Origin of the sequence: Flexivirga sp., assembly GCF_051955415.1 — a bacterium.
In the GTDB taxonomy this organism is placed as follows: Bacteria; Actinomycetota; Actinomycetes; order Actinomycetales; family Dermatophilaceae; genus Flexivirga.
This window is the reverse complement of sequence record NZ_JBQCGS010000107.1, coordinates 26002-49771: the sequence shown is the minus strand read 5'-3', so window position 1 is coordinate 49771 and position 23770 is coordinate 26002. Positions and strand designations below refer to the sequence as shown.

Below are 23770 nucleotides of genomic sequence, written 5' to 3'. Positions count from 1 at the left end.
GCGGCCCTACCGTCTGCGCCACGCGCGCAGCCGCGACGGGCTGGGGCCGCCCCTCCGGGTTGGGGCCGCCACCAGCCGTTTCGACCCCCGATGCTCCGGCGCCGATGGCCGGAGGCGAGTCCCCCGTGCTGACACCCGTATGACGGCGCAGCTGCCGATGTCGTTGCGTCGTAGGGCGATACGTGTCCGTTTCGTTATCCGGTCGCCGCGGCTCGGCGTCCGGTCACCCGCAGCGCCGTCACGTAGAACACCACTCCGGCGACTCCCCCGACGATCCAGGACACGTCGACGTGGCCGAGCGCACCGACCAGCGGGCCGGTGAAATACGTCTGGTCGATGAACGGCAGTTGCACCGCCACTGCGAGCAGGTAGGCCACGAGTCCGGGCCAGACGAACCCGGGATAGCTGCGGTGCGGGGTGAAGAACGACTGCACGTCATACCGGCCGTGCCGGATCAGGTAGTAGTCGGTGAGGTTGATGGCACTCCACGGGATGAAGACGTAGAGCAGCACGTTGAGGAAGTTGGACAGGTTGGCGACGAACTCCCGGTAGCCCAGCAGCGCGCACAGCGTGCCGGCCGCCACGAGCAGCACCGACCCCAGGACCCGCAACGCGATCGACCTGCGGACCGTGCGGAAGCAGCTGACGATGCTGACCACGGCGAGCATGCCGGTGTAGGCATTGGCGACGTCGGAGCCGATCAGGCTGAGCGCCATGACCACCAGCATCCACCGGCCGCCGACGTCCGCGATCGCCGCGATCGTCGAATCGGCGCGCGGCAACAGGCTGGTCAGGTAGGCGCCCAGCAGTGCGCAGCCGATCTGTGGGACCGCCGCGCCGGCGAAGACCGCCCAGAAGGTCCTGCTGCGCGAGACCGTCTCCGGCAGATACCGCGAGTAGTCCGAGACGTATGGCGCCCAGCTGACCACGCTGATCACGAACATGCTGGTGCCGGCCATGAAGACGGCCAGGGGCGGCAACCCGGTCGAGGCGGCGGCGCCGGTCGGCGCACCGCGAAGGAGCGCACGCACCCAGAGGATCGCGAACGTCAGCGCGAGCACCACGCTCATCCACCGTTGCCAGCGGTGCAGCCAGTCATGGCCGAAGATCGTGATGACGAGAACGGGTATGGCGATCAGGGCGATCCACACCGGGATGCTGATCGAGCCGATCAGCAGGTTGAGTGCTTCGGCCTGGATGACCAGTTGTGCTGCCAGGAAACCGAAGTCGAGCACGATCGAGGCGGCGAAGACGAGCACGGCGCCGTAGAAGCCGAACTGTGCGCGACTCTGGATCATCTGCGGCACGCCCAGCCGTGGACCCTGGATGGCGTGGAAGCCGACCAGGAGCAGCCCGAGCACCACCCCGACGACGATCGCGATCGCCGCCCAGAGCAGCGACAGGCCCATCACGACGAGGATGCCGCCGAGCACGACCACGAAGATGTTGGCGTTCAGCCCGAACCACATCGTGAACTGGTCGCGGACCCGCCCGTGGCGCTCGTCCGCCGGGATCGGGTCGATCGACAGCACTTCGGGGCCGCCCGCCCGGGCCTCCGTGAGCCGGTCTGCCTCAGCAGCTCTCATGATGTCCTTCTCCGGCGACGATCGAAGTTGTTCAGCAACGACGATCGCCGGGTCGCCGGTCCACGGCCACCCTGCTGGCCGCAGGCCAAAGGTAGTGCCAGCAGGAGGGTGCGTGCCGCCGGGTCCGGGACCGCGCGCTCGTCGCCGCAAAGCCGTTCCGGCGGGCTCGCCGCGCGAGTAATGTATGACGACGCCGGAGAAGCGGAATCGTGGTGCACGTGTCGGCTGAAATGACCCACCGGATGACGTCGGCGCCGCTCCATGTGGAGGCCGCACTGCGGCGTGTCGCCACGCTGGCCGCGCGCGGCGTGAATCCGGCTGCCATCTTCGATGCGATCGACGGTGAAGTCGGCGCGGTGTTCGGCCTCGTCGCACTCACCCTGTCGAGCGTCGATCTGCGCAACCGCACGCTCGCCGGAACACTCGGCACTCACGAGCCTGGCTACTTGCGCGGTACCTGGCAGGAGGAACTCTCCTTCGACCGGCTCTCGTTCCTCCGGGCGCTCATCGATGGCGGTCATCCGCTGCGCGAGGACGGTCGTGACCACACGCTCGCGGGCGGCACCCGCTGTTGCGATGTCGCGAACACGACGTTCGTCGGGTGTCCGGTCTTCACCGATGGCGTGGTATCGGCCGTGCTCCTCGGCCACGGGCGTGGCAACGACCGGCTCGAGCCGGGATGCGAACTGCGACTGGCGCAGTTCGGTGAACTGCTCGGAACTTCGATCATCAATAGTGCACAGCGTGATCGGCTACGCGACTTCGCGGATACGCAGGCGGCGTTGCGCCGGGTGGCCACATTGGTGGCGGCCGGTGTGGAACCGGATGAGGTGTTTCGATCGGTGGCCGCTGAAGCGGCCGGCATTCTGGGTGTCGGAGCGGTCAGCCTGATCCGTTTCGATTACAGGACCCGACTGTTCACCAAGATCTTCGGCACCCACGGCGATCGAGCGGCTGTCCCGGACGGTGGGTCGTGGCCGATCGCCGAGTGCCCCGAAGGTGAGCTGATCCTGCGCACCGGCGGATCGGTGCGGTTGGACGACTGGAGCTCCTTTCCTGGCAAGGTCGCGGCCAAACACCGCGCGGACGGCTTCGGCCAGGCAGTGGCCGCTCCCGTCATACTCGACGGCAAGATCTGGGGGCACCTCGCAGCGTTCGGCGAAGCGGGTGACGTGCTGCCGCCCGCGAGCGAGCGGAAGCTCGCCGACTTCACGTCGCTGATGGCGACCGCGATCGCGAACGCCGAGACCCGGGCCGAGTTGCGTGGACTGGCATCGGCCCAGGGTGCCGCGTTGCGCCGGGTGGCGAGTCTGGTTGCCACTCAAGCCAGTCCGGCCAAGATCTTCCAGGCCGTTGCCAGTGAGGCCGCGAGCGCGCTCCAAGTCGATCACGTCGTCGTAGCACAGCGCCATACCGACGCCACGGTGTCATTGCTCGGATCGGCGTCGCCGCCGGAGGGCGATCACGGCTTTCCATTGCCGGCCCGTCATGTCGCCGAACTCGTCGCGCGTACCGGCCAATCGGTCCGCGTCGACGACTGGACCACTGCCCCCACCGAAGTCGCGACGGCGGCCGGACACGCCTCCCTCGTCTCGGTCATCGGTGCACCGATCGTCGTCGACGAGGATCCGTGGGGTGTGATCGTCGTGCTCGCCACGGATCCGCTGCCGGCCGATGCCACCACGAGGCTGACCGACTTCACGCATCTGGTGGCCAGCTCGATCGCGACTGTGCGAACACGCAACGAACTCATCGCCTCGAGGGCGCGGATCGTTTCGGCGAGTGATGAGGCGCGTCGCCGCATCGAGCGAGACCTGCACGACGGCATACAGCAGCGGGTCGTCTCCCTCAGCCTGGACCTGCAATCGGCGCGCCGCCGGCTGACGATGTCCTCGGACACCGCCGCGCAGCTCGATGCGGTCGGGCACGGCCTCGATCAACTCATCACCGAGATCCAAGCCTTCTCCCAGGGCCTGCACCCCGGCCTGCTGACCCGCTCCGGGCTGCCCGCCGCACTGCACGCCATGGCGAGACGATCACCTTTGCCGGTCGATCTCGAGGTGACCGTCGGGCGCTTGCCCACACCGGTGGAGACGGCCATCTACTACGCGGTGTGCGAGGGGCTCGCGAACACCACCAAGCATGCCGGACCGGCGTCGATCTCGATCGGCGTCAGCTGCGACGGAGATGTCCTGCACGCGACCATCGCCGACGACGGTTGCGGCGGGGCGACGTTGGGCGGCGGCAGCGGACTCATCGGCCTGGTCGACCGGATCGAGGCGCTCGGTGGCCGCCTCACCGTGCTCAGTCCTCCGGGGGTCGGGACACGCATCGACATCGCTCTCGGGCTGGAGCCGGTTGCCGCCACCGAACTCGCGGTGCAACCGGAGACGAACAAGAGCATCAGGTCACCCCAACCAACCACGGATGCTGCTCGAGGCTGCTCGGTGGTGGTTGCCGACGATGACGTCCTGCTGCGCGAAGGGATTTCGCACGTGCTCGCCGACGCGGGTTTCGCCGTCCTCGGGCAGGCAGGGGACGCTCGCACCCTGCTGGAGCTGATCCGGAGCGCGCGCCCCGACCTTGCTGTCGTCGACGTCCGGATGCCCCCGACCAACACCCGCGAGGGCATCGAAGCAGCACGGATGATCCGGGCGGAGTTCCCGGATGTCGGGATTCTCCTGCTGTCGGCGCACATTGAGCTCGAGACAGCAATCGGCCTGCTCAGCGACGGCCATCGCTTCGGTTACCTGCTGAAGAGCCGGGTCGCGCACATCAGCGACCTGCTTGACGCGCTCGAGCGCATCACTGCCGGAGACACTGTCATCGACCCTGCGCTGGTCGGGGAACTGTTCGGCCGGCAGGCCCGACGCGACCCGCTGGCTCCGCTGACGGCCCGCGAACGCGAAGTGCTCACCCTGATCGCGGAGGGCCGATCCAACGCCGGCATCGCGCACCGGATGTGGATCACCGAAGGAGCTGTGGAGAAGCACGTGCGGAGCATCCTCGCCAAGCTCGATCTGCCGTCCGGCTCGGAGGACCACCGTCGCGTCCTCGCGGTGCTCACGTTCCTCGACAACAACGAGGGCCGGTACCGCTAGCACTACCTCCGACTCACCCGGCACCCCTACCGGACTCGGGCGGTCAGCGGCAGAGACACCAGTCGCATGACAGACGAATGCTGTTTCTCGTCATATCGATTCGAGGAGCCAGCATGTCATCACTCAGGGAGCGCACCGTCGACATTCCTGCGGCAACGCCGCACGAGCCGACCGACCCACCGGCCGTGCGGATCTCGCCGAACCTCTTCGGTGTCTCGTTCGGGGTCGCCGGCCTCGCCGAGGCGTGGTCTGCCGCGGCCGACCTGGCCGACACACCCGCCTTCGTTGCCGACCTCTTGTGGGCGGTCGTGGCCGTCACCTGGGCGGCCACGGCGGTGCGGTACGCCGCCTACGTCATACGTGGTCGGCGCGTCGTGGCCGAGCTGGTAGATCCGGTGACCGCGCCATTCATCGCGCTGGCGCTGATCGTTCCGATGCTGCTGGGCGCAGCTCTGGCCGATCACAACCGACCCGCCGGAGTGACCATCTGGGCGGTGGCGCTATCGCTGACCATCGTCTTCGGCGGTTGGATCAGCGGCCAGTGGATCATCTCCGACCTCCGCCTGGCGCAATGGCATCCGGGCTACTTCCTGCCCACCGTCGCCGGCGGCCTGCTCGCGGCAGCGACGAGCGCCCAACTGCACTACACCGGATTCGCGAAGGTGATGTTCGGCTACGGCGTGATCTGCTGGATCGTTCTCGGCTCCATCCTGCTGCAGCGGTTGTTCACCGGGCCCATGCTGGCGGTGCCGCTGCGACCGACGATGGCCATCGAGGTGGCGCCACCCGTGGTCGCGGGCATCGCCTGGTTCGGCATCGACGGCCAGCGGATCGACCTGCTCTCCTACGGTCTCGCCGGGTACGCAGCCCTCATGGTGCTGGTCCAGGTGCGCCTCATCCCGGTCTACCGCACGGTGCCGTTCGGGCCCGGGTGGTGGGCGTTCTCGTTCTCCTACGCTGCGGTGTTCGTCGACGGCATCCGGTGGCTGGCCGCGGAGCACGTCCCCCACCGACTCGGCTGGACCTACGTGCTGCTCGCCATCATCTCGGCAGCCATGGCGGCGCTGGCAGCCCGGACGGCGTACGCCCTGGGCAAGCGCACGTTCCTGCCCACTCCCACGGCGGTGCGCTGACATGGCCGGCTTCGCCACGACGCGGTTGCCCCGCACCACCGTCGACCGATCCGCAGCCCAAACCAGCTGGCGCAACACGGCTCTCCCGCTCGTCGCAATGCTGCTCGCCGTTTCGATGACGTTCATCGATCAGACGATCGTCGCCATCGCGGCACCGACCATCGCATCGGAGCTGTCTCTCGGCAGAGCCGGAACCCAATGGGTCATCAACGCCTACCTGCTCGCGCTCGCGGCTGCGTTCGCCTTCGGCGGCCGGCTCGCGGACGTCATCGGATCCCGTCGCATGGTGCTGATCGGGATCGTCGGTTTCGCAGGTTCGTCGGCGCTGTGTGGCGCCACGCCGACGGGACGATTCGCCGAAGGATGGATAGTGGCCTTCCGGGCGCTGCAAGGGGTGTTCGGCGCGATCATGATCCCGGCCGCGCTCGCAGTCGTCGTCGCGGCGTTCCCCCTCCACCGCCGCGGCCGGGCACTGGCCGTCTTCTTCGCGGTGAGTGGCGGCATGACGTCGATCGGCCCCATCGCAGGCGGCTACCTCACGAGTTGGACGTGGCGAGCGATCTTCTGGATCAATGTGCCGGTCGCGGTGCTCGCGCTCATCGCGACGACGTTCGCCCACATACCTCGGGTATGTCGCAAGGAGGCCATCGACTTCCGGGGCGCCGCGCTCGTAGCGCTCGGGATGTTGCTGTCGATTCTCGGTTTCCAGCAGGCTCAGGCATGGGGCTGGCGCAGCGTCGCGACTTGGGCGTGCCTTGTCGGCGGGTTGGTCGTCCTCGCGTCGTTCGTGATGATCGAGGCACACACGCGCAGCCCGCTGGTGCGGGTGGACATCTTCCGCGAACTCGCGTTCTTCGTGGACAACGGGGTGCTCTTCTGCTCGATGGTCGCATTCGTTCCCGTCTTCTTCTTCGCCAGCGTCTATTCACAGTTGTCGCTCGGCTATGACGCAGGCCGAGCGGGCCTCTATCTGCTGGTCTTCTTCGTAGGTTTCGCCCCTGCCGCGCAGGTCGGCGGCCGGCTCCTCGACCGGACCGGCGCACGCCGGCCAATGGTGCTCGGAAGCGCCATGGCCGCAACCGGATTCGCCCTATGGGCTGGTCGTCTGCACCACCTGGGCCTCGGCGCGCAGTGGCCCTTCATCGTGCTCACCGGTGCGGGGTTCGGCCTGCTGCTCGGGCCGGCCAGCACCGACGCGGTCAATCGGGCGCGCGCGGCGTCATACGGTGAGGTCACCGGTGTCACCCAGACGGTGCGGAACTACGCGTCTTCGCTCGGGCTGGCGATCTTCGGAACGGTGTTCACGACGGTGCTGGCGATGCGAGTGAAGGACTCGCTGATCGCTTCCGGCGTGCCGGGTCACACGGCGCAAGCGATCGCCGGAAAGGTGTCGCACGGTGGGCCGGACTCCGGCACCGTCCCGGGCGCCCGACTGCATGCGATGGTCGCCGCCGACGTCGCCGACGCGACGACCTGGGTGTTCTTCGGCATGGCGATCGCTCTTGGCGCCTGCTTCCTCGTCGCACTGCGTTATCCCCGACACGTGGACCCGGCCGAAGCGCGCACCGATGGTCCTCACCCGCCCAGTGGGAAGGCGAGTTGATCGTGTCCACCATGAAGGCGCTGGTCCTGGAGTCGTTCGGCGGTGACCTGGTCCTGCGACAGGTGCCCACACCCGTACCCGGCCCGGGCCAGGTGCTGGTCCGGGTCGCCGCGAGCGGAGTGAATCCGCTGGACACCAAGATCCGCGTGGGTGCTGCCGCGCACGCTCGGGTCAGCACACCCGCCGTGCTGGGCATCGACTTGGCCGGTGAGGTCGTCGAGGTCGGGCCGGGCTCGGACGCCGGCTTCCGCCGCGGTGACGAGGTCTACGGGATGACCGGAGGCATCGGCGGGCATCAGGGGTCGCTCGCGGAGTTCGTCGCCGTCGACGCCGACCTCGTGGCCGTCAAGCCGGCGAAGCTGACGATGCGTCAGGCGGCCGCCCTGCCGCTGTCGATCATCACCGCCTGGGAGGGACTGGTGGACCGTGCCGGCGTCGGCCCCGGTCAACGGGTGCTGGTCCACGGAGGAGCCGGCGGCGTCGGACACGTCGCCGTCCAGTTGGCACTGGCGCGCGGAGCGTCGGTCTGGGCCACCGACCCCGGGCGAGGGCTGGCGTTCATCGGTCAGCTGGGCGCCGAACCCATCGACATCCGCACGTCCACGCCGACGGCCTACGTCAATGCGGCCACCGGTGGCGAGGGCTTCGACGTCATCTTCGACACCATCGGCGGCAAGACTCTCGACGAATCCTTCACGGCCGTCCGGCTCTACACCGGTCACGTGGTGAGCACGCTCGGCTGGGGTAGCCATTCCCTGGCACCGCTGAGCTTCCGCGGTGCGACATACTCCGGCATCTTCACCTTGCTGCCGTTGCTGACCGGTGTCGGACGGGCACGCCATGGCCGGATCCTGCGTGCGGCCGCGGAGCTCGTCGACGCCGGCCGGTTGTCCCCTCTCGTGGCGCCCGAGACCTACGACTGGCGTTCGGTGATGGCGGCGCATCGCGCCGTCGAGACCGGCGCATCGTCCGGCAAGGTCGTTGTCACGTTGAGCGAGGTCTGAACCGGTGCCGACACAAGAAGTCAATAGACGTAGATCTGACGGCCGTTGACGAGGATGCCGGAGCGGATGAGCATGTCCTGGGCGGCGATCGAGAGCCGGCAGCATCCGTGCGAGGCGTTGTAGGCGGGCACGCTGGTCGAGCCGTGGATGGCGATCCCGCCGTTGAAGTAGTAGGGCTTGTACATCGAGCCGAGGGCGCCGGTCTGCCAGCCGTTGACGTGGCTGCGGACGGTGAACTTCCCGCTCGGCGTGCGGCCGTCATACCAACGACCCCATGCGTAGAACCGCCGGTTGGCGCCGGTGCTGGTGTTCAGCGTGTAGCGCACGGTCGAGCCCCAGACGACGAGCGCCAGCTGCCGCGACTTGTCGATCTCGACGCGGTATCCCGCGCCGTACCGGGCAGGCCGGCGCGTGTTGGAACCCACTCTGGCCCAGGTGGCGGGCCCGACGACGCCGTCACGAGCCAGCCCCCAGGCCTTCTGCAGGGCGAGGACCGCCTGCTGCGTCTGGGCCCCGAAGGCGCCGTCCGCGGTGCCGCACCAGTAGCCGACGGCGTCGAGCCGCTGCTGCAGGTAGGTCACACTCGACCCCCTGCTGCCGTACTTGACCGTCGGTCGGGTCGCGGCGTCGGCCGAGCCGGCGGCCGCCAGTCCGATCATGCCTAGCGTGCCGGTCGCCAGCGCCGCACCGAGTGCCTGGCGTCGAGCCATTGCGTGATTCATCTGTGCCCCCAAAATCCCCCGAGTCACTCGGTCGAGCGACTCTGCGAACCCCCTTGACGCAGATTGTCGTCCGGGTTCATCAGGTATGACGCTTTAATGCCCCGTCCGGTTGGCCACCTGTCCAGTCCGGTTGCGGCCGGCGCTGCGGCTACGCTCCGGGTGTGTCGGAAGTGACTACTGCGCTCGCGAAGTCGAAGGTCGGGTGGCTCCTGCTGCCACCCGACGTCACCGTCCCCTGCTGGTATGCCGCCTCGGGCGAGACGGCATACGTGGTCGGCGGCGACGGCGAGCAGTCCATCCCTCCGCTGCCGGACGAACTGCGAATCATCTTGCGGGAGAAGGAGACCCGGCGAGCCATCGGACCGGTGCCGGTGCGCGCGCGAAGGGTGGACCCGGACTCCGGGGAATGGGAACCGGTCACGTCGGCGCTGTTGGGTGCCCGGCAGAACAACCCGCCCGAAGGTCTGCGCGAGCACTGGGCCGCGCACTGCACCGTCTGGGCGCTGGACACCGCGCCGGCCGGCCCGGCGGACGCCGGGCCGGACCCGGTTGCCGGCCACGCCGAACCGCCGCAGCCGGATGCCGGCACGGCTGACTAACCTTTCGGTGGTGAGCAGCCGTGTCTTCGTAGCCCGGATCGCCGGACTCACCGTGCTGGACCCCCTGGGGGACCGCGTGGGGAGGGTCCGCGATGTCGTCATGACCTTCGGCGGCTCCGAGCCGCGGGCCATCGGCCTGGTCATCGAGGTGCCCGGCAAGCGGCGGGTCTTCGTGCCGATGACCAGGGTGACCAGCGTGGACGCCGGCGCCGTCATCACCACGGGCCTGGTGAACATGCGCCGGTTCGAGCAACGAGCGGGCGAAACCCTCGTGCTGGCAGAGCTTTTCGATCGGCGGGTGCAGGTGCGCCACGACGGGGAGACCGTCGTCGGGCTCGTCGAGGACATCGCGATCTAGCAGAACCTGCGTCGTGACTGGGTGCTGGTGAAGGTGTTCGTCCGGCAGGTCGACGGCATCTCGTCGGCGTCCAAGGCGATGTCACGTCTCACCCGGCGCCGCAGCGGCCGCACCATGCTCGTCGACACCCGTGACGTCACCGGTCTGCACCAGCAGGCCAGCGCACAGAGCGCCGAACGCCTGCTGGAGGAATACGAAGACCTGCGGGTGGCCGATCTCGCGGAGGTCATCCACGACCTCAATCCCAAACGGCGTGCCGAGGTCGCTGCCGCCATGGACGACCACAAACTGGCCGACGTCCTGGAGGAGCTGCCGGAGGACGACCAGATCGAGATCATCGCCGGCCTCGATACCGAACGTGCCGCCGACGTGCTGGAGGCCATGGAGCCCGACGACGCCGCGGACCTGCTGTCCGACCTGCCGTCGGACCAGGCCGAGCAGTTGCTGCAGCTGATGGAGCCCGACGACGCGGCACCGCTGCGCCGGTTGCTGTCGTATGACGAGAACACCGCCGGCGGCCTGATGACCACCGAACCGGTCGTGCTCGGTCCGGAAGCCACGATCGCCGAAGCCCTCGCCGTGGTGCGCCGGGAGGAGCTCGCCCCCGCGCTCGCATCGGCGGTCTTCGTCAGCCGTCCGCCGCTGGAGACCCCGACCGGCCGGTTCATCGGGTTGGTGCACACCCAGAAGCTGCTGCGCGAGCCGCCGCAGACCGCGCTCGGGACGATCGTGGACAAGACGATCGAGCCGGTCGGCGTCGAGGCACCGCTGGGTGAGGTGACGCGGCAACTCGCGACATACAACCTGGTGAGTATGCCGGTGGTGGACGAGGCCGGCCGGCTGCTCGGCGCGGTCACCGTGGACGATGTGCTGGACCACATCCTGCCCGAGGACTGGCGCGAGGCCCGCCACGATCCGCGGCCGTCCGATGCCCCGGCAACCGACGAGGAGGTCATCTGATGGCGGACCGCGACGACGAGCGCCGCAGGGGCCGCCGCCGGCGGGAATCCGCCCGACTGGACCAGCCACGCGAGGCCGAGCGCCGGTGGCTGCCGCGGGCCCCGTTGGACTCCGACACATTCGGGCGCTTCGCCGAGGACTTCGCGCGCTACATGGGCACCGCGCAGTTCCTGGTCTGGATGACGGCGTTCGTGATCGTGTGGATTCTGCTCAACCTGATCGGGTTGTTCGGGCTGAAGTGGGACCCCTACCCCTTCATTTTGCTCAACCTGTTCTTCTCCACCCAGGCGTCGTATGCGGCGCCGCTGATCCTGCTGGCGCAGAACCGGCAGGATGACCGGGACCGGGTCGCCCTCGAGGCCGACCGCGCGCGCGACGAACGCAACCTGGCCGACACCGAGTTCCTCACCCGCGAGGTCGCGTCGCTGCGCCTGGCGATGCGTGACACCGCGACCCGCGACTTCGTCCGCTCGGAGTTGCGGTCGCTGCTGGAGGAGATGGAGGAACGCGGCTACCTGCGCTCGCCCGCCACCGCCGAGGGCGACGAGGCGACACCGGAGTGACCTGAGCCACGACCTACCATGGGGGTATGCCCACCCCTTCGCTGGACGCCATTCGCGCTGCACTGGCCGATGTGCAGGATCCCGAGATCCATCGGCCCATCACCGAGCTCAACATGGTCGAGTCGGTCGACGTCGCCGACGACGGCAAGGTGACCGTCACCGTGCTGCTCACCATCGCCGGCTGTCCGATGAAGACGCGCCTGCAGACCGACGTCACCGACGCAGTCGGCAAGGTCGAGGGCGTCACCGCCGTCGACGTGCGCCTGGGTGTCATGTCCGACGAGCAGCGGGCGGCCCTGAAGGACCAGTTGCGCGGCGGCCAGGCGGAGCGGGAGATCCCCTTCGCCAAGCCTGGTTCGCTGACCCGCGTCTATGCGGTCGCGTCCGGCAAGGGCGGTGTCGGCAAGTCGTCCGTCACCGTCAATCTCGCTGCCGCGCTCGCGGATTCGGGCCTGCGGGTCGGCGTCGTCGACGCCGACATCTACGGCTTCTCGGTGCCGCGCATGCTCGGTGTCGAGAACCGCCCGACCCAGGTCGACGACATGATCCTGCCGCCGGAGAGCCAGGGCGTGAAGGTCATCTCCATCGGCATGTTCGTGCCCGGCAACCAGCCGGTCGTATGGCGCGGCCCGATGCTGCACCGCGCGCTGCAGCAGTTCCTGGCGGACGTGTTCTGGGGCGACCTGGACGTGCTGCTGCTGGACCTGCCGCCCGGCACCGGAGACATCGCGATCTCCGTTGCGCAGCTGATCCCGAACGCCGAGGTGCTGGTCGTGACGACGCCGCAACAGGCCGCCGCGGAGGTCGCCGAGCGTGCCGGTGCGATCGCGCTGCAGACCAAGCAGCGGGTTGCCGGCGTCATCGAGAACATGTCCTGGATGGAGCTGCCGGACGGCACTCGCCAGGAGGTCTTCGGCAGCGGCGGCGGCCGGCAGGTCGCCGAATCGTTGACCAAGTCGATCGGCGCACCGGTGGAGTTGCTGGGTCAGATCCCGCTGGACGTCACATTGCGCGAGGGCGCCGACGCGGGCACGCCCGTGGTGCTCGGCACGCCCGACTCCCCCGCCGCCGTCGCGCTGCGCGGCATCGCCAAGGGTCTGGCCACCCGGTCCCGGGGGCTGGCCGGCCGGTCGCTGGGCCTCACCCCCGCCGGCCGCTGACGGCCGCGAAGTAGCGACAGTCGCCGGTCAGGAACGCGACGGCTGCGGGGACGGCGGCTGCTTACGTCGCGTCGAAGTCGAAGGGCGTAGCGCGGTCCGGGTCGAACCGGTGCGGGTCGTATGACGGGCCGGCGGCCAGTTGCGGCACCTCGTCGCCGTCCTGGGCGTCGTCCGGTGCGGGGTCCGGTTCGAAGAGGGCGTCCCGGACGATCTTGCGCGGGTCGTACTGCCGCGGGTCGTAGGCGCGCCAGTTGATGTCCTCGAACTCCGGCCCCATCTGGTCCTTCAGCTGCGACTTGGCACCTTCGGCCATGTCGCGCACCTGCTTGATGTAGCCGCGCAGTTTGCCGACATACTCCGGCAGCCGGTCGGGACCGATGAGGGCAGCGGCGAGCGCGATGAGGATCAGGAACTCCCACCCGCTGATGCCAAACATGTCGCGTCGATACCTTCCCGCTGAAGTGCCGCCGAGGTCACGCCGAAGCCTCGGCCGCCTGATTGTCGCACCCGACGCGCGGCCCGGTGGCGGCGACCGGCCGTCCCAGTGCCGGGAACGTTGCGCTCAGGGGGTTCGGGTGGCGGCCACCTGCGCGAACATCGGCATCTCGTGGGTCAGCGTGCCGCTGACCTTGCTGCGTCGTGCGGTGACCTCGGCGACCTGAGGAGTCTGCACATTGCGCACCAGCGCTGCCCGGCCGGGCAGCTCGTGCTGCGGATGCTCCGGGCTCTGCGCGACGCCCGTCGCGGTCGACGCGACGAGCGCCACGCCGACACAGCCGGCGACGGCGAACAGCGCGCAGGCCATCGACTTGCGCGCCGACTGGTACTGCGGGGGCGCGCTGCAGGTCACCACGGCAGGCGCCGGTCGCGGCGCCGCGAGCGGTTTGTGCGCCGCGGGAGTCGGCCCTCCCAGCGGGCCGTCCGGTTCGGTGGCCGCGAGCGACAGGAGCCCGGCCATCATCCGCTGATGGCCACCGGAGTCGAAGCGGACGGAGCGCAACTGCTCCAGGATGGAGCGCTCCTGCTGGACCGCGAAGCGGCAGTGCTCGCACACGGTCAGATGCAGATCGGCGCGGTATTGGTCCTCGGCGGACAGCATGTCGTCGACGTAGTCGGCGACCCGGTCGCCCAAGTGGCCCTGCACCCCGCGAGGTTTCTCCCCGGTGGTGAACTGGTCGCGCGAGAAGAGCATCACCGCGTTGCTCCGGCGGGCGACAACGTCGGCAGTCCGACCCGGGTGCGCGCGGCGGGGCGGTTCTCGGGTGCACGGTGGGCCAGCGCCTCACGCAGCTGGGCACGACCGCGGTGGATCCGCGAGCGCACCGTGCCCAGCTTGATGCCGAGCGTGGCGGCGATCTCCTCGTAGGACAGACCCTCGATGTCGCACAGCACGACGGCCGCGCGGAAGTCCGGTGCCAGCGCGTCGAGCGCCCGCTGGATGTCGTCGTCGAAGTGCGCATCGGCATACAGCTGCTCGGGGCTGCCCTCCCGACTGGGCAGCCGGGCGGCGGCCTCATCGGCCAGCGCATCGAAACGGATGCGCTGCTTGCGCCGCATCTTGTCCAGGAAGACGTTGGTGGTGATCCGGTGCAGCCACCCCTCGAACGTGCCCGGGCGGTAGGAATGCAGCGAGCGGAAGACGCGCACGAAGACGTCGTGGGTCAGGTCCTCGGCGTCGTGGACGTTGCCGGTCAGCCGGTAGGCCAGTCGGTAGACGCGCGCCGAGTGCTCGGTGACGATCTCCTCCCAGGTCGGTGGCTCCCACCCCGGTGGCGCCACATCGGGCACCTCGGTCTTGACTGCACCCCGCAGCAGTTGGTCGGTCATCGCTTCCAGCATCCATCTCGTGTCGTCGACCTTGCTTCTGAGCCCCGATTCTTGCGCATCAACCTGTGGCACTGCTGTGGCATTTCTGTCACGCCATACACCTGACCGGAAGATCGGATCGGCTCTCGAGGTGCTCAACGCACGACGTGCGGCAATCGTTACCGCGGTCGGCGCATGTGCTGGATGTGCCGGACATCTCCGGCTCCCGGTTCGGCGCGGGGACCGCGCAAGCATTAGGTTCGGGGCATGTCATCACAGCGCGCCGCCAGCTGGGGGTATGCCGAGGAGTTCGTGCCCGAACCCGAGGTCGTCGAACGCGCCCGGGTGCGCGGCGAACAACTCGGCTGCACCCCCGTCGGCGCCGGCACCGGGCCGGCGCTGCGGCTGCTCACGGCGGCGACCCGCGCCAAAGCGGTCGTGGAGATCGGCACCGGCGCCGGGTCCTCCGGACTGTGGTTGCTGGCCGGTATGCCGTCCGACGGCGTACTCACCACCATCGACATCAAGGCCGAGCACCAGAGCGCGGCCCGGCAGGCCTATGCCGACGCCGGCATCCCGCCGGCGCGGACCCGCATCATCACCGGCAACGCGCTGCAGGTCACCGGTCGCCTGGCGGACAACGGTTACGACGTGGTGTTCGTCGACGCGCACAAGCCCGACTACCCGGCGTATGTCGAAGCGGCGGCGCGGCTGCTGCGTCCCGGCGGCCTGCTGCTGATCGACAACATGCTGTGGCACGACCGGGTCGCCGACCCGGCGGTGCGCGACGAGACCACGGTGCTGCTGCGCAACCTGGGCAAGCAGCTGCGCGACGACCCGGCCTGGACGACTGCGATGCTGCCGGTCGGCGATGGCCTGTTCACCGCCGTGAAGCGGTGAGTCCCTCGCGTCATACACAGGAAACGGCCGCCCACCACAAGACGTGGGCGGCCGTTCGCGTGCAGTGAGTCGGCGTCAGCCGATGCAGCCCTGAATGGCCTCGCCGAGTGCTTCGGCCTCCTCGGCGTTCATCTCGACGACCAAGCGGCCACCGCCTTCGAGCGGCATACGCAGGAGAATGCTGCGGCCTTCCTTGGTGACCTCGAGAGGACCGTCTCCGGTCCTCGGCTTCATTGCCGCCATCGGCTTTCCCCTTCCGTCCGCGTGGCTCAAATCCTCGGCCGCACCAATGCCACGCGGTGCTTTCGACGCCGGGTGTCCGGCGGGTGCGACCAACAGTCGCGCTCATTATTTCAGTTTCCGCCGCGCAGAGGGAAATCCTCGCCCCGGATAGCCTGTGCTCATGAGCTCCTCCGACGCCGGCCCTGCCGATGCCACACCAGCCGCAACTTCCGACGCCGGCCCTGCGGACACCGCCGCCGGCGCCCCGGTCGTCGTGGAGCGGACGGCGGGCGTCGCCACGGTCCGGCTGAACCGCCCGGAGGCGATGAACTCCCTCGACATCGCGACCAAGGAGGCGCTGCTCGCGGCGCTGCAGGACGTCGCCGACGACGAGACGGTCCGCTGCGTCGTGCTCACCGGCACCGGCCGCGCGTTCTGCGTCGGGCAGGACCTCAAGGAGCACGTGGGCCTGCTGGCCGACGGCTCCGACGCGCTCTTCACGACCGTGCCCGAGCACTACAACCCGATCGTCACCCTGTTGTCGACGATGGACAAGCCGGTCGTGGCGGCGGTCAACGGCGTCGCGGCCGGGGCCGGTGCGGCCTTCGCGTTCGCCGCCGACCTGCGCATCCTGTCCGACGCGGCCGGTTTCAACCTGGCGTTCACCGGGATCGCGCTGTCCAGCGACTCCGGCTCGTCCTTCTGGTTGCCGCGCCTGGTCGGGGTGGCCAAGGCCAAGGAGCTGCTGCTGATGCCGCGCACGGTCCGCGCCGACGAGGCGCTGCAGCTGGGCCTGGCCACTCAGGTGGTGCCGGCCGACGACTTCGCCGCGACGGTGCAAGAGTTGGCCGCCCGCCTGGCCGCCGGCCCCACCAAGGCGTATGGCGCCATACGACGGGCCGTGGAGTTCTCCGCGACGCACACACTGGCCGATTCGCTGGCACACGAGGCCGAGCTGATGTCGCTGACCGGTTCGACCGCGGACCACAAGGCCGCCGTCGACGCGTTCCTCGCCAAGGAGAAGCCGGCCTTCGAGGGCCGCTGACCGGGTCGCCGCTGTTCGATCGGACCGCACACAATTAGCAACAGTCGCCGGTTCCTCACCGGAAACCGGCCGACACCCGTGCACAACCGGCAACGGTCGCCGATTCCTCACCGGAAACCGGCCGACACCCGTGCACAACCGGCAACGGTCGCCGGTTCCTCACCGGAAACCGGCCCAGCCTGCACACAACCGGCAACAGTCGCCGGTTCCTCACCGGAAACCGGCCCAGCCTGCACACAACCAGCAACAGTCGCCGGTTCCTCACCGGAAACCGGCCCAGCCTGCACACAACCAGCAACGGTCGCCGGTTCCTCACCGGAAACCGGCCCAGCCTGCACACAACCAGCAACAGTCGCCGGTTCGATCACAACCCGGCATCCTTGTGACGGCGCTCACGTCGGCCCACGGCATACATGACACAATCCGGGCATGGCGGCGTTGATCTGGTTCGCGGGCGGGGTGTTGCTGGCCGCCGCCGAGGCGCTCAGCGGCGACTTCGTGCTGCTGATGATCGGCGGCGGAGCGATCGCCGCGGCAGTCGCCTCCTTCCTCGGCGCACCCTTGTGGCTGGCGACCATCGTCTTCGCGGTCGTCTCGATCGGGCTGGTCTTCGGCCTGCGGCCGGTGCTCAAGCGCCACTTGCTGAGCTCACCGACGGTCCCGACCGGGATCGACGCCCTGCGCGGTCAGGAGGCGACGGTGCTCAAGGCCTTCGGCAACGACGGCGGTCAGGTGCGCATCGGCGGCGACGTCTGGACCGCGCGGCCGGCCGACGACAACGACACGTTCCGCACCGGCGAGAGCGTGGTCGTCCAAGACATCGACGGCGCAACGGCCGTGGTGAGAAGGGGAGATGACTGATGGCAGTCCTGATAGTTGTCGCGGTGATCGTGATCCTGGTGATCGCGGTCGTCGCGAAGTCCGTGGCATTGATCCCGCAGGCGGAGGCTGCGGTGATCGAGCGACTCGGCCGTTACACCAAGACCGTGTCCGGTCAGCTGACGCTGCTGATGCCGTTCATCGACCGGGTGCGCGCGCGGGTCGACCTGCGTGAGCGGGTGGTTTCCTTCCCGCCGCAGCCGGTCATCACCGAGGACAACCTGACGGTCAACATCGACACCGTCGTCTACTTCCAGGTGACCGACCCGCGGTCTGCGGTCTACGAGATCAACGACTACATCGTCGGCGTCGAGCAGCTGACGACCACCACTCTGCGCAACGTCGTCGGCGGTATGACGCTCGAGGAGACGCTGACGTCGCGCGAGACCATCAACGCCCAGCTGCGCGGTGTGCTGGACGAGGCGACCGGCCGCTGGGGGCTGCGGGTCGCCCGGGTGGAGCTGAAGTCGATCTTCCCGCCGCCGTCGATCCAGGAGTCGATGGAGAAGCAGATGAAGGCCGACCGCGAGAAGCGCGCGACCATCCTGGCGGCCGAGGGCCACCGGGAGGCGGCGATCAAGTCGGCCGAGGGTGACAAGCAGGGCCAGATCCTGGCGGCCGAGGGTGCCAAACAGGCCGCGATCCTCGCCGCCGAGGCCGACCGCAAGTCGCAGGTGTTGCGTGCCGAGGGTGAACGCGCCGCCCGCTACCTGCACGCGCAGGGTGAGGCCAAAGCCATCGAGAAGACCTTCAACGCGATCCGGTCCAGCAACCCGACCCCCGAGCTGCTCGCCTACGAATATCTGCGGATGATCCCCGAGATGGCCAAGGGCGAGGCCAGCAAGGTCTGGGTGGTGCCCAGCGACTTCGGTTCGGCGTTGCAGGGTTTCGCCAAGTCGTTCGGCGCGCAGGGCGACGACGGCACCTTCCGATACGAGATGCCGCCGGCCGAGGAACGCGCACCCGTCGAGGACGAGGACGTCGCCGACTGGTTCACGCTCGAGCGTGACCCGGCAGTCGCGGAGGCGGTCGCCGCCGCCGAGGCCGTCGCCCGGCAGACCACCGACCTGGACGACGTGCGGCCGCCGCGGCCCGGCCGGTCCAACCACCCGTCCGCCCCCGCGACGCCGCCGGCACCGTCCACGTCGGCGGACCCGGCGGAGGACGACGCGCAGTCGGCGGAGCAGACACAGGCCCACGCACAGCTGCCGGGTCAGGGCGAGCACCAGCAGATCTCCGGGCCGCCGCCCGGTTACCCGCCGCAGGGTGTGCAGTTGCCGGCACACCAGCCGCAGCCTCCGCAGCAGGGGCAGCAGCCGGGTCCGAACGGTCCGCAGCAGTAGCGCCGGGCGGTATGGCGAGAGGGCGTGGATCCACCGGATCCGCGCCCTCTTCCCGTTGCCCGCGCGTCGCGCCGGGCGTCATACGGCCCACCGGCGTCAGATGGGGTCGCCGCTGACGTGCCGCAGCACCAGCAGCGTCCAGCACCACCACACCTGCCAGCCCAGCCCGAGGCCGACCCAGATGACGGTGCGCCAGCCGACCAGCAGCCGTTGCGCCCTGTCCTTCCATCCGGCGCCGACGAAGACGATCAGGATCGGGAACATGAACAGCAGGTAGCGGTAGGTGCTGGTCCACGCGTCCAGCACTGCGAGCAGGTAGAACGCATAGGCGAACAGCCAGGTGCGCATGATCGGTCCCATGGCGTCCGCCCAGGGGCCGATCGTGATCAGCACGAAGCCCAGCACCAGCACCGCGAGCAACAGCACGGCGGCGAAACCGTTGCCGAGGATCTGGTCGAAGTTGGCCACCCACGGCTGGAAGTAGACGATCGTGTGGTCGCTCCGCCAGGCCGCCATGGTGTCGGTGTATGCCGACGGGACGCCGGTGCGCCACCAGGCGATCGCCGGCCAGATCGCACCGGCGATGCCGCAGCCCACCAGCGTGGAGGCCATCGCGGCCCACTCCCGCCGGGCGATCGGGCGTTCCTCGCGATCGCGCCAGCGCAACCACAGCGCCACCAGCGCCACCACCGCGAGCGGCACCGCGACCGGCCGGGCCAGCCCGGTCGCCAGCGCGGCGGCGCCGGCCCACCACCACTTCTGGCGTTGCAGCGCGAGCAGGGCACCGATGAGCAACACCAGCGCGAGCGACTCGGTGTAGGTCATCTGCAGCACCGGCGACGGCGGTGAGGCGGCGAAGACGCACACCACGCAGAACGCCGCCACCGGCCCGACCTTGTCGCGGACCAGCACCGCCATCATGCCGACGGCGACCGCGCCCAGCACCAGCGACAGCAGCGATCCGACGACGGCGAACGACCCACCGGTGAGCGTCATGAGCGCTCGCACCAGCTCCGGGTACATCGGGTAGAAGGCCCACTGGTTCTGCTGCACGACGCCACCGTCCGTCGGCAGCTGCGCGGGATAGCCCTGCTCGACGATCGTCTGGTACCACCGACCGTCCCAGACGTGGGTCATCAGCCAGTAGTCCTGCTGACCGTGGGAGAAGAAGATGAAACCCGGGTCCTGCTGGGCGGCCACCAGTTGCATGACGACCGCCGAGAACACCCGCAGCAGCAGGTATGCCGCCACGACGCACACCAGCAGCCGGCGGTGCAGCAGGTCGACGGCGCGCCCGCGCCATACCTGCAGCCGGGACGGGACGCCGACGTCGGCGCGGTCCCGGGCGCGTGCCGTGGTCGTCGTCACGGGGCCGTCCCGCGGAAGCAACCGGCCACGTGGTCGTCGACCAGACCGCACGCCTGCATGGCGGCATACATGGTGGTCGGGCCGACGTGCGCGAAACCGGCCTTCTTCAAGGCCTTTGCCAGTGCTACGGATTCGGGTGTCTGCGCCGGGGTCTCGCTGAGATCTGCGGGCCGGCGGTGCGTGGCCGGCACATGCGACCAGATCAGCGCGTCGAGACCACCGGCGTCCCGCAGCCGCAGCACCGCATGCGCGTTGGTGACAGCGGCATCGATCTTGCGGCGGTTGCGCACGATGCCGGTGTCCTGCATCAGGCGCGCGACATCGGCGGGGCCGTATGCCGCCACGACCTCCGCGTCGAAGTCGGCGAAGGCGGCCCGGAACGCCGGGCGTTTGCGCAGGATGGTGATCCAGGCCAACCCGGACTGGAACGCCTCGAGGGTGATGCGCTCGTAGAGGGCTCGCTCGCCGCGCACCGGCACACCCCACTCGGCGTCGTGGTAGGCGCGGTAGTCGTCGCTGCCGTCGGCCCACCCGCAGCGCGTCATACCGTCCGGGCCGATGACCAGGGAGGGGCGCTCAGCCATCTTCGGCCTCCCGCACCATGCCCCGCACCACGTGCCGATAAAGGGGTATGGCGGTCAGTCGCGCCACGGGCGCGACCAGCCGGCGCAGCCGCTCCGGCGCCGGGCCGACGTCCGTGGTCCAGCGCAGCCGCGAGCCGGTCTCGGTGGGTTCGACCGCCAGGATGGTGCGGCCGCCCAGCAACCGGCCGACCTTGCGCAACTCGCAGCGGCCGCTCTCCCCCGGCGGATCCCAGCGGGTCACGACCATCGGGTCGTGAAGCTGTAACGGCCCGACGCGGGTCGTCGCGTCCAGGCGCAAGCCGACGCCGTTCGTCCCGGTGTGCTCGCCGGGTGCGACCCGCACCGTCGTCAACGGGAAGAACCGGCCGTGACCGGGCCAGTCGGTCACCACCTGCCAGAGTCGGCTCACCGGCGCGGAGCAGTCCCGCGTCACCACGACATCAGCCATCCGCGTTGCTCAGTCGCGCACCGGCCGGGCGGTGCCGCGCAGCATCGCGATCTCGTCGTCGCGGGCCTGCAGCTCCGCACGCAGCCGGTCGAGCACCTCGTCGACCTGGCCCATGCGGTAGCCGCGCAGCGTCTGGTCGAAGCGCACCTGATCGATGTCCTCGGCGGTGACCACGCCGCGTGGCAGCGACTCGAACGGCGAGGTGCCGGTGGGATCCTCCAGCTGCGCCCCGAAGTGCCCGAGGACCGCGAAGACGACCAGGCCGATGACGACGACCAGGAGCGCGATGAGGAAGACGATCACTGGCCCAGAGTAACTGTCAGAGCCGACACCGGACCGGCACAACCAGCGACCGCTGCCGGTTCTGCACGCTCCCGGCCGGCTCGCCGCCCGGACCCGACCGTCATTCCGGCCGGGTCGCGCCGTTGGTGTCGCCGTCGGTGGTGATGATGCGCACCGCCTCGGCGGGGTCGTCGACCACCTGCAACCGGTCGATGTCCTTCTCCCCGACCATGCCCTCGGCATACAACGTGTCCCGGATGAAGTCGATCATCGGTGTCCAGAACCTCGTGCCGAGGAGCACGATCGGGAAGCTGGTCACCTTCTGCGTCTGCGCCAGGGTGACCGCTTCGAAGAGTTCGTCCAGGGTGCCGAACCCGCCGGGGAGCACGACATACCCCTGCGCGTACTTCACGAACATCGTCTTGCGCGCGAAGAAGTAGCGGAAGTTGACGCCGAGGTCGACATACGGGTTGAGGCCGGACTCGAAGGGCAGCTCGATGCCCAGGCCGACGCTGGTGCCGCCGGCCTCGAAGGCTCCCTTGTTGGCGGCCTCCATCGCGCCCGGCCCGCCGCCGGTGATGACCGCGTAACCCGCCTCGGCGAGGAGGCGGCCCAGCTCCACACCCTTGGCGTAGTAGTCACTGTCCGGTTTGATCCGCGCCGATCCGAACACGCTGACCGCCGGGCCGACCTCGGCGAGGGTGCCGAACCCTTCGACGAACTCCGCCTGGATGCGCATCACGCGCCAGGGGTCGGTGTGCACCCAGTTGGTGTCCTGCGACTGGTCGAGCAGCCGCTGGTCGGTCGTGGTCGCGGGGACGTGGCGGCCGCGCAACGTGGTCGCGCCCTTCCGGTATGCCTCGGTTTCCTTGGTCACGGCCCCAATCTCTCACGCGGATCGCGCGAGACGACGACCAGTTCGGCGGGCAAGAGTCGCCACCCGGGCTGCGAGGAGTCGAGCAATTCAACCCAACCAGCGGCACAAGGCGTCATACGCGTCGGTGATCTGCTGCTCCGGGCACCGCTCGTCGTCGGTGTGCGCGAGGTTGGGGTCGCCGGGTCCGAAGTTGACCGCCGGGACACCCAGTGCGGAGAAGCGCGCGACGTCGGTCCAGCCCTCCTTGGCGGTGACCGGCAGGCCGCGGGTGGTGACGAACGACCGGGCCGCGGGCGTGTCGAGACCGGGCCGCGCACCGGCAGCACAATCCCCGACCTCGACGTCATACCCGGCGAAAACGGTGCGCACGTGCGCCACGGCCTCCTCGGCCGACTTGTCGGGCGCGAAACGGTAGTTGACGGTCACCGTGCACCGGTCGGGTATGACGTTGCCGGCGATGCCGCCGCTGATGCCGACCGCGTTGAGCGCCTCGTGGTAGTCCAGGCCGTCGACGGTCACGGTCGCCGGTTCGTATGCCGCCAGCCGCGCCAGCACCTCGCCGGCGTCGTGGATCGCGTTGTGGCCGTTCCACGGCCGCGCGGAGTGGGCGCTGATCCCCTTGGTGGTGACGTCGACCCGCAGCGTGCCCTTGCAACCGCCCTCGATGCCGCCGTCGGTCGGCTCCAGCAGCACCGCGAAGTCGGCAGCGAGCCAGTCGGGGTGCTGGGCGGCGACGCGGCGCAACCCGTTGAACTCCTCCTCGATCTCCTCGCAGTCGTAGAAGACGAAGGTCACGTCGCGGGTGGGCTCGGTCACCGCCCGGGCGATGGCCAGCTGGACGGCGACGCCCCCCTTCATGTCCGTGGTGCCGCGGCCCACCAGCAGGCCGTCGACCCGGCGGCTCGGCAGGTTCGGCGGGTCGGTGAGCGGCACGGTGTCCAGGTGCCCGGCCAGCACGACGCGTTCGGCCCGGCCGAGGCCGGTCCGGGCGACGATGGTGTTGCCGTCCCGGTCCACCCGCAGGTGCGGCAGCGCGCGCAGTGCCTGCTCGACGGCGTCGGCGATCTGCTGCTCGTCACGGCTCACCGACGGGATGTCGACCAGGTCGGCTGTGAGATCGACGACGTCGCGGGTCAGGTCCAATTGCGCCATACCGGCAATCCTGGCGTATGGCGCGCGCCCGATGCGACGCACGTCCACCACCAGGTCACAGGTTCATCACATCCC

At 69.4% G+C, this 23770-nt stretch carries 23 protein-coding genes and 1 pseudogene; 12 read left to right on the top strand and 12 right to left on the bottom strand.

Annotation, left to right across the window (positions count from 1 at the left end; genetic code table 11):
• Positions 1-194: 194 nt before the first annotated feature.
• Positions 195-1586, bottom strand: a complete 1392-nt coding sequence (locus tag ACTHL4_RS17585; RefSeq protein ID WP_440284060.1) for a purine-cytosine permease family protein — start codon at positions 1584-1586, stop codon at positions 195-197.
• A gap of 218 nt (positions 1587-1804) precedes the next feature.
• Between ACTHL4_RS17585 and ACTHL4_RS17580 the strand changes: the two genes are divergently transcribed.
• From ACTHL4_RS17580 to ACTHL4_RS17565, 4 genes are all read left to right on the top strand, one after another.
• Complete coding sequence (locus ACTHL4_RS17580) at positions 1805-4687, top strand: GAF domain-containing protein (RefSeq protein ID WP_440284059.1); 2883 nt, start codon at positions 1805-1807, stop codon at positions 4685-4687.
• 113 nt (positions 4688-4800) lie between these two features.
• Positions 4801-5820: a hypothetical protein gene (locus tag ACTHL4_RS17575; RefSeq protein ID WP_440284058.1), complete on the top strand. Its 1020-nt coding sequence runs from the start codon at positions 4801-4803 to the stop codon at positions 5818-5820.
• A 1-nt stretch (position 5821) separates the two neighbouring features.
• Positions 5822-7423, top strand: a complete 1602-nt coding sequence (locus tag ACTHL4_RS17570; protein WP_440284057.1) for an MFS transporter — start codon at positions 5822-5824, stop codon at positions 7421-7423.
• 11 nt (positions 7424-7434) lie between these two features.
• Positions 7435-8427 (top strand): zinc-dependent alcohol dehydrogenase family protein, encoded by a 993-nt coding sequence (locus tag ACTHL4_RS17565; protein WP_440284065.1) that lies wholly within the window; start codon positions 7435-7437, stop codon positions 8425-8427.
• Between the two features lie 20 nt (positions 8428-8447).
• Here ACTHL4_RS17565 and ACTHL4_RS17560 read toward each other — a convergent pair whose 3' ends face one another.
• Positions 8448-9137: a L,D-transpeptidase family protein gene (locus ACTHL4_RS17560; protein ID WP_440284056.1), complete on the bottom strand. Its 690-nt coding sequence runs from the start codon at positions 9135-9137 to the stop codon at positions 8448-8450.
• Between the two features lie 173 nt (positions 9138-9310).
• Between ACTHL4_RS17560 and ACTHL4_RS17555 the strand changes: the two genes are divergently transcribed.
• The 4 genes and pseudogenes from ACTHL4_RS17555 to ACTHL4_RS17540 all read left to right on the top strand — a co-directional run bounded on the left by ACTHL4_RS17555 (position 9311) and on the right by ACTHL4_RS17540 (position 12789).
• Complete coding sequence (locus ACTHL4_RS17555) at positions 9311-9748, top strand: hypothetical protein (protein ID WP_440284055.1); 438 nt, start codon at positions 9311-9313, stop codon at positions 9746-9748.
• Positions 9729-11066, top strand: a pseudogene (locus ACTHL4_RS17550) (magnesium transporter MgtE N-terminal domain-containing protein). The gene ACTHL4_RS17555 and the pseudogene ACTHL4_RS17550 overlap by 20 nt, the downstream one beginning before the upstream one ends.
• Entirely contained in the window at positions 11066-11629 is a 564-nt protein-coding gene (locus tag ACTHL4_RS17545; protein WP_440284054.1) for a DUF1003 domain-containing protein, read from the top strand. Before ACTHL4_RS17550 ends, ACTHL4_RS17545 begins: the two are co-directional and overlap by 1 nt.
• Before the next feature lie 26 nt (positions 11630-11655).
• Positions 11656-12789, top strand: coding sequence for an Mrp/NBP35 family ATP-binding protein (locus tag ACTHL4_RS17540; protein WP_440284053.1), 1134 nt, complete (start codon positions 11656-11658; stop codon positions 12787-12789).
• A 61-nt stretch (positions 12790-12850) separates the two neighbouring features.
• Here the strand turns inward: ACTHL4_RS17540 and ACTHL4_RS17535 are convergent, their stop codons facing one another.
• From ACTHL4_RS17535 to sigE, 3 genes are all read right to left on the bottom strand, one after another.
• The gene (locus tag ACTHL4_RS17535) at positions 12851-13225 is read right to left on the bottom strand and encodes a preprotein translocase subunit TatA (RefSeq protein WP_440284052.1); all 375 of its coding nucleotides are present in this window, start codon (positions 13223-13225) and stop codon (positions 12851-12853) included.
• 126 nt (positions 13226-13351) lie between these two features.
• Positions 13352-13981, bottom strand: coding sequence for a zf-HC2 domain-containing protein (locus ACTHL4_RS17530; RefSeq protein WP_440284064.1), 630 nt, complete (start codon positions 13979-13981; stop codon positions 13352-13354).
• On the bottom strand, positions 13981-14616 hold the full coding sequence (gene sigE / locus ACTHL4_RS17525; protein WP_440284051.1) for an RNA polymerase sigma factor SigE: 636 nt from the start codon (positions 14614-14616) through the stop codon (positions 13981-13983). Before sigE ends, ACTHL4_RS17530 begins: the two co-directional genes overlap by 1 nt.
• Positions 14617-14862: 246 nt before the next feature.
• On the opposite strand from sigE, the gene ACTHL4_RS17520 reads away from it, so the two are divergent.
• The gene (locus ACTHL4_RS17520; protein ID WP_440284050.1) at positions 14863-15495 is read left to right on the top strand and encodes an O-methyltransferase; all 633 of its coding nucleotides are present in this window, start codon (positions 14863-14865) and stop codon (positions 15493-15495) included.
• Between the two features lie 75 nt (positions 15496-15570).
• On the opposite strand, the gene ACTHL4_RS17515 is transcribed toward ACTHL4_RS17520, so the two are convergent.
• The gene (locus tag ACTHL4_RS17515) at positions 15571-15738 is read right to left on the bottom strand and encodes a DUF3117 domain-containing protein (protein WP_440284063.1); all 168 of its coding nucleotides are present in this window, start codon (positions 15736-15738) and stop codon (positions 15571-15573) included.
• A 160-nt stretch (positions 15739-15898) separates the two neighbouring features.
• On the opposite strand from ACTHL4_RS17515, the gene ACTHL4_RS17510 reads away from it, so the two are divergent.
• From ACTHL4_RS17510 to ACTHL4_RS17500, 3 genes are all read left to right on the top strand, one after another.
• Positions 15899-16762, top strand: a complete 864-nt coding sequence (locus ACTHL4_RS17510) for an enoyl-CoA hydratase/isomerase family protein (RefSeq protein ID WP_440284049.1) — start codon at positions 15899-15901, stop codon at positions 16760-16762.
• A 429-nt stretch (positions 16763-17191) separates the two neighbouring features.
• Positions 17192-17623 carry an NfeD family protein gene (locus ACTHL4_RS17505; RefSeq protein ID WP_440284048.1) on the top strand — a complete coding sequence of 144 codons (432 nt, stop codon included), beginning with the start codon at positions 17192-17194 and terminating at the stop codon, positions 17621-17623.
• Complete coding sequence (locus tag ACTHL4_RS17500) at positions 17623-18984, top strand: SPFH domain-containing protein (RefSeq protein ID WP_440284047.1); 1362 nt, start codon at positions 17623-17625, stop codon at positions 18982-18984. Before ACTHL4_RS17505 ends, ACTHL4_RS17500 begins: the two co-directional genes overlap by 1 nt.
• 96 nt (positions 18985-19080) lie before the next feature.
• Here the strand turns inward: ACTHL4_RS17500 and ACTHL4_RS17495 are convergent, their stop codons facing one another.
• The 6 genes from ACTHL4_RS17495 to dapE form a co-directional block, all read right to left on the bottom strand.
• Entirely contained in the window at positions 19081-20352 is a 1272-nt protein-coding gene (locus ACTHL4_RS17495) for a hypothetical protein (protein ID WP_440284046.1), read from the bottom strand.
• Positions 20349-20936: a DNA-3-methyladenine glycosylase I gene (locus ACTHL4_RS17490; RefSeq protein ID WP_440284045.1), complete on the bottom strand. Its 588-nt coding sequence runs from the start codon at positions 20934-20936 to the stop codon at positions 20349-20351. Before ACTHL4_RS17490 ends, ACTHL4_RS17495 begins: the two co-directional genes overlap by 4 nt.
• Positions 20929-21384, bottom strand: coding sequence for an SRPBCC family protein (locus ACTHL4_RS17485; protein WP_440284044.1), 456 nt, complete (start codon positions 21382-21384; stop codon positions 20929-20931). The genes ACTHL4_RS17490 and ACTHL4_RS17485 overlap by 8 nt, the downstream gene beginning before the upstream one ends.
• Positions 21385-21393: 9 nt before the next feature.
• Positions 21394-21687, bottom strand: a complete 294-nt coding sequence (locus tag ACTHL4_RS17480; RefSeq protein WP_440284043.1) for a DivIVA domain-containing protein — start codon at positions 21685-21687, stop codon at positions 21394-21396.
• A 100-nt stretch (positions 21688-21787) separates the two neighbouring features.
• Positions 21788-22543, bottom strand: coding sequence for a TIGR00730 family Rossman fold protein (locus ACTHL4_RS17475; protein WP_440284042.1), 756 nt, complete (start codon positions 22541-22543; stop codon positions 21788-21790).
• Positions 22544-22630: 87 nt separating this feature from the next.
• Positions 22631-23695, bottom strand: a complete 1065-nt coding sequence (dapE, locus tag ACTHL4_RS17470) for a succinyl-diaminopimelate desuccinylase (RefSeq protein WP_440284062.1) — start codon at positions 23693-23695, stop codon at positions 22631-22633.
• Between the last annotated feature and the right edge of the window lie 75 nt (positions 23696-23770).

Bases quoted from the DNA above. Each gene is read 5' to 3' on its own strand.
- ACTHL4_RS17585 (WP_440284060.1), bottom strand. From the start codon at position 1,586: ATGAGAGCTGCTGAGGCAGACCGGCTCACGGAGGCCCGGGCGGGCGGC.
- ACTHL4_RS17575 (WP_440284058.1), top strand. From the start codon at position 4,801: ATGTCATCACTCAGGGAGCGCACCGTCGACATTCCTGCGGCAACGCCG.
- ACTHL4_RS17570 (WP_440284057.1), top strand. From the start codon at position 5,822: ATGGCCGGCTTCGCCACGACGCGGTTGCCCCGCACCACCGTCGACCGA.
- ACTHL4_RS17565 (WP_440284065.1), top strand. From the start codon at position 7,435: ATGAAGGCGCTGGTCCTGGAGTCGTTCGGCGGTGACCTGGTCCTGCGA.
- ACTHL4_RS17560 (WP_440284056.1), bottom strand. From the start codon at position 9,137: ATGGCTCGACGCCAGGCACTCGGTGCGGCGCTGGCGACCGGCACGCTA.
- ACTHL4_RS17545 (WP_440284054.1), top strand. From the start codon at position 11,066: ATGGCGGACCGCGACGACGAGCGCCGCAGGGGCCGCCGCCGGCGGGAA.
- ACTHL4_RS17540 (WP_440284053.1), top strand. From the start codon at position 11,656: ATGCCCACCCCTTCGCTGGACGCCATTCGCGCTGCACTGGCCGATGTG.
- ACTHL4_RS17535 (WP_440284052.1), bottom strand. From the start codon at position 13,225: ATGTTTGGCATCAGCGGGTGGGAGTTCCTGATCCTCATCGCGCTCGCC.
- ACTHL4_RS17530 (WP_440284064.1), bottom strand. From the start codon at position 13,981: ATGCTCTTCTCGCGCGACCAGTTCACCACCGGGGAGAAACCTCGCGGG.
- sigE (WP_440284051.1), bottom strand. From the start codon at position 14,616: ATGACCGACCAACTGCTGCGGGGTGCAGTCAAGACCGAGGTGCCCGAT.
- ACTHL4_RS17520 (WP_440284050.1), top strand. From the start codon at position 14,863: ATGTCATCACAGCGCGCCGCCAGCTGGGGGTATGCCGAGGAGTTCGTG.
- ACTHL4_RS17515 (WP_440284063.1), bottom strand. From the start codon at position 15,738: ATGGCGGCAATGAAGCCGAGGACCGGAGACGGTCCTCTCGAGGTCACC.
- ACTHL4_RS17510 (WP_440284049.1), top strand. From the start codon at position 15,899: ATGAGCTCCTCCGACGCCGGCCCTGCCGATGCCACACCAGCCGCAACT.
- ACTHL4_RS17505 (WP_440284048.1), top strand. From the start codon at position 17,192: ATGGCGGCGTTGATCTGGTTCGCGGGCGGGGTGTTGCTGGCCGCCGCC.
- ACTHL4_RS17500 (WP_440284047.1), top strand. From the start codon at position 17,623: ATGGCAGTCCTGATAGTTGTCGCGGTGATCGTGATCCTGGTGATCGCG.
- ACTHL4_RS17490 (WP_440284045.1), bottom strand. From the start codon at position 20,936: ATGGCTGAGCGCCCCTCCCTGGTCATCGGCCCGGACGGTATGACGCGC.
- ACTHL4_RS17485 (WP_440284044.1), bottom strand. From the start codon at position 21,384: ATGGCTGATGTCGTGGTGACGCGGGACTGCTCCGCGCCGGTGAGCCGA.
- dapE (WP_440284062.1), bottom strand. From the start codon at position 23,695: ATGGCGCAATTGGACCTGACCCGCGACGTCGTCGATCTCACAGCCGAC.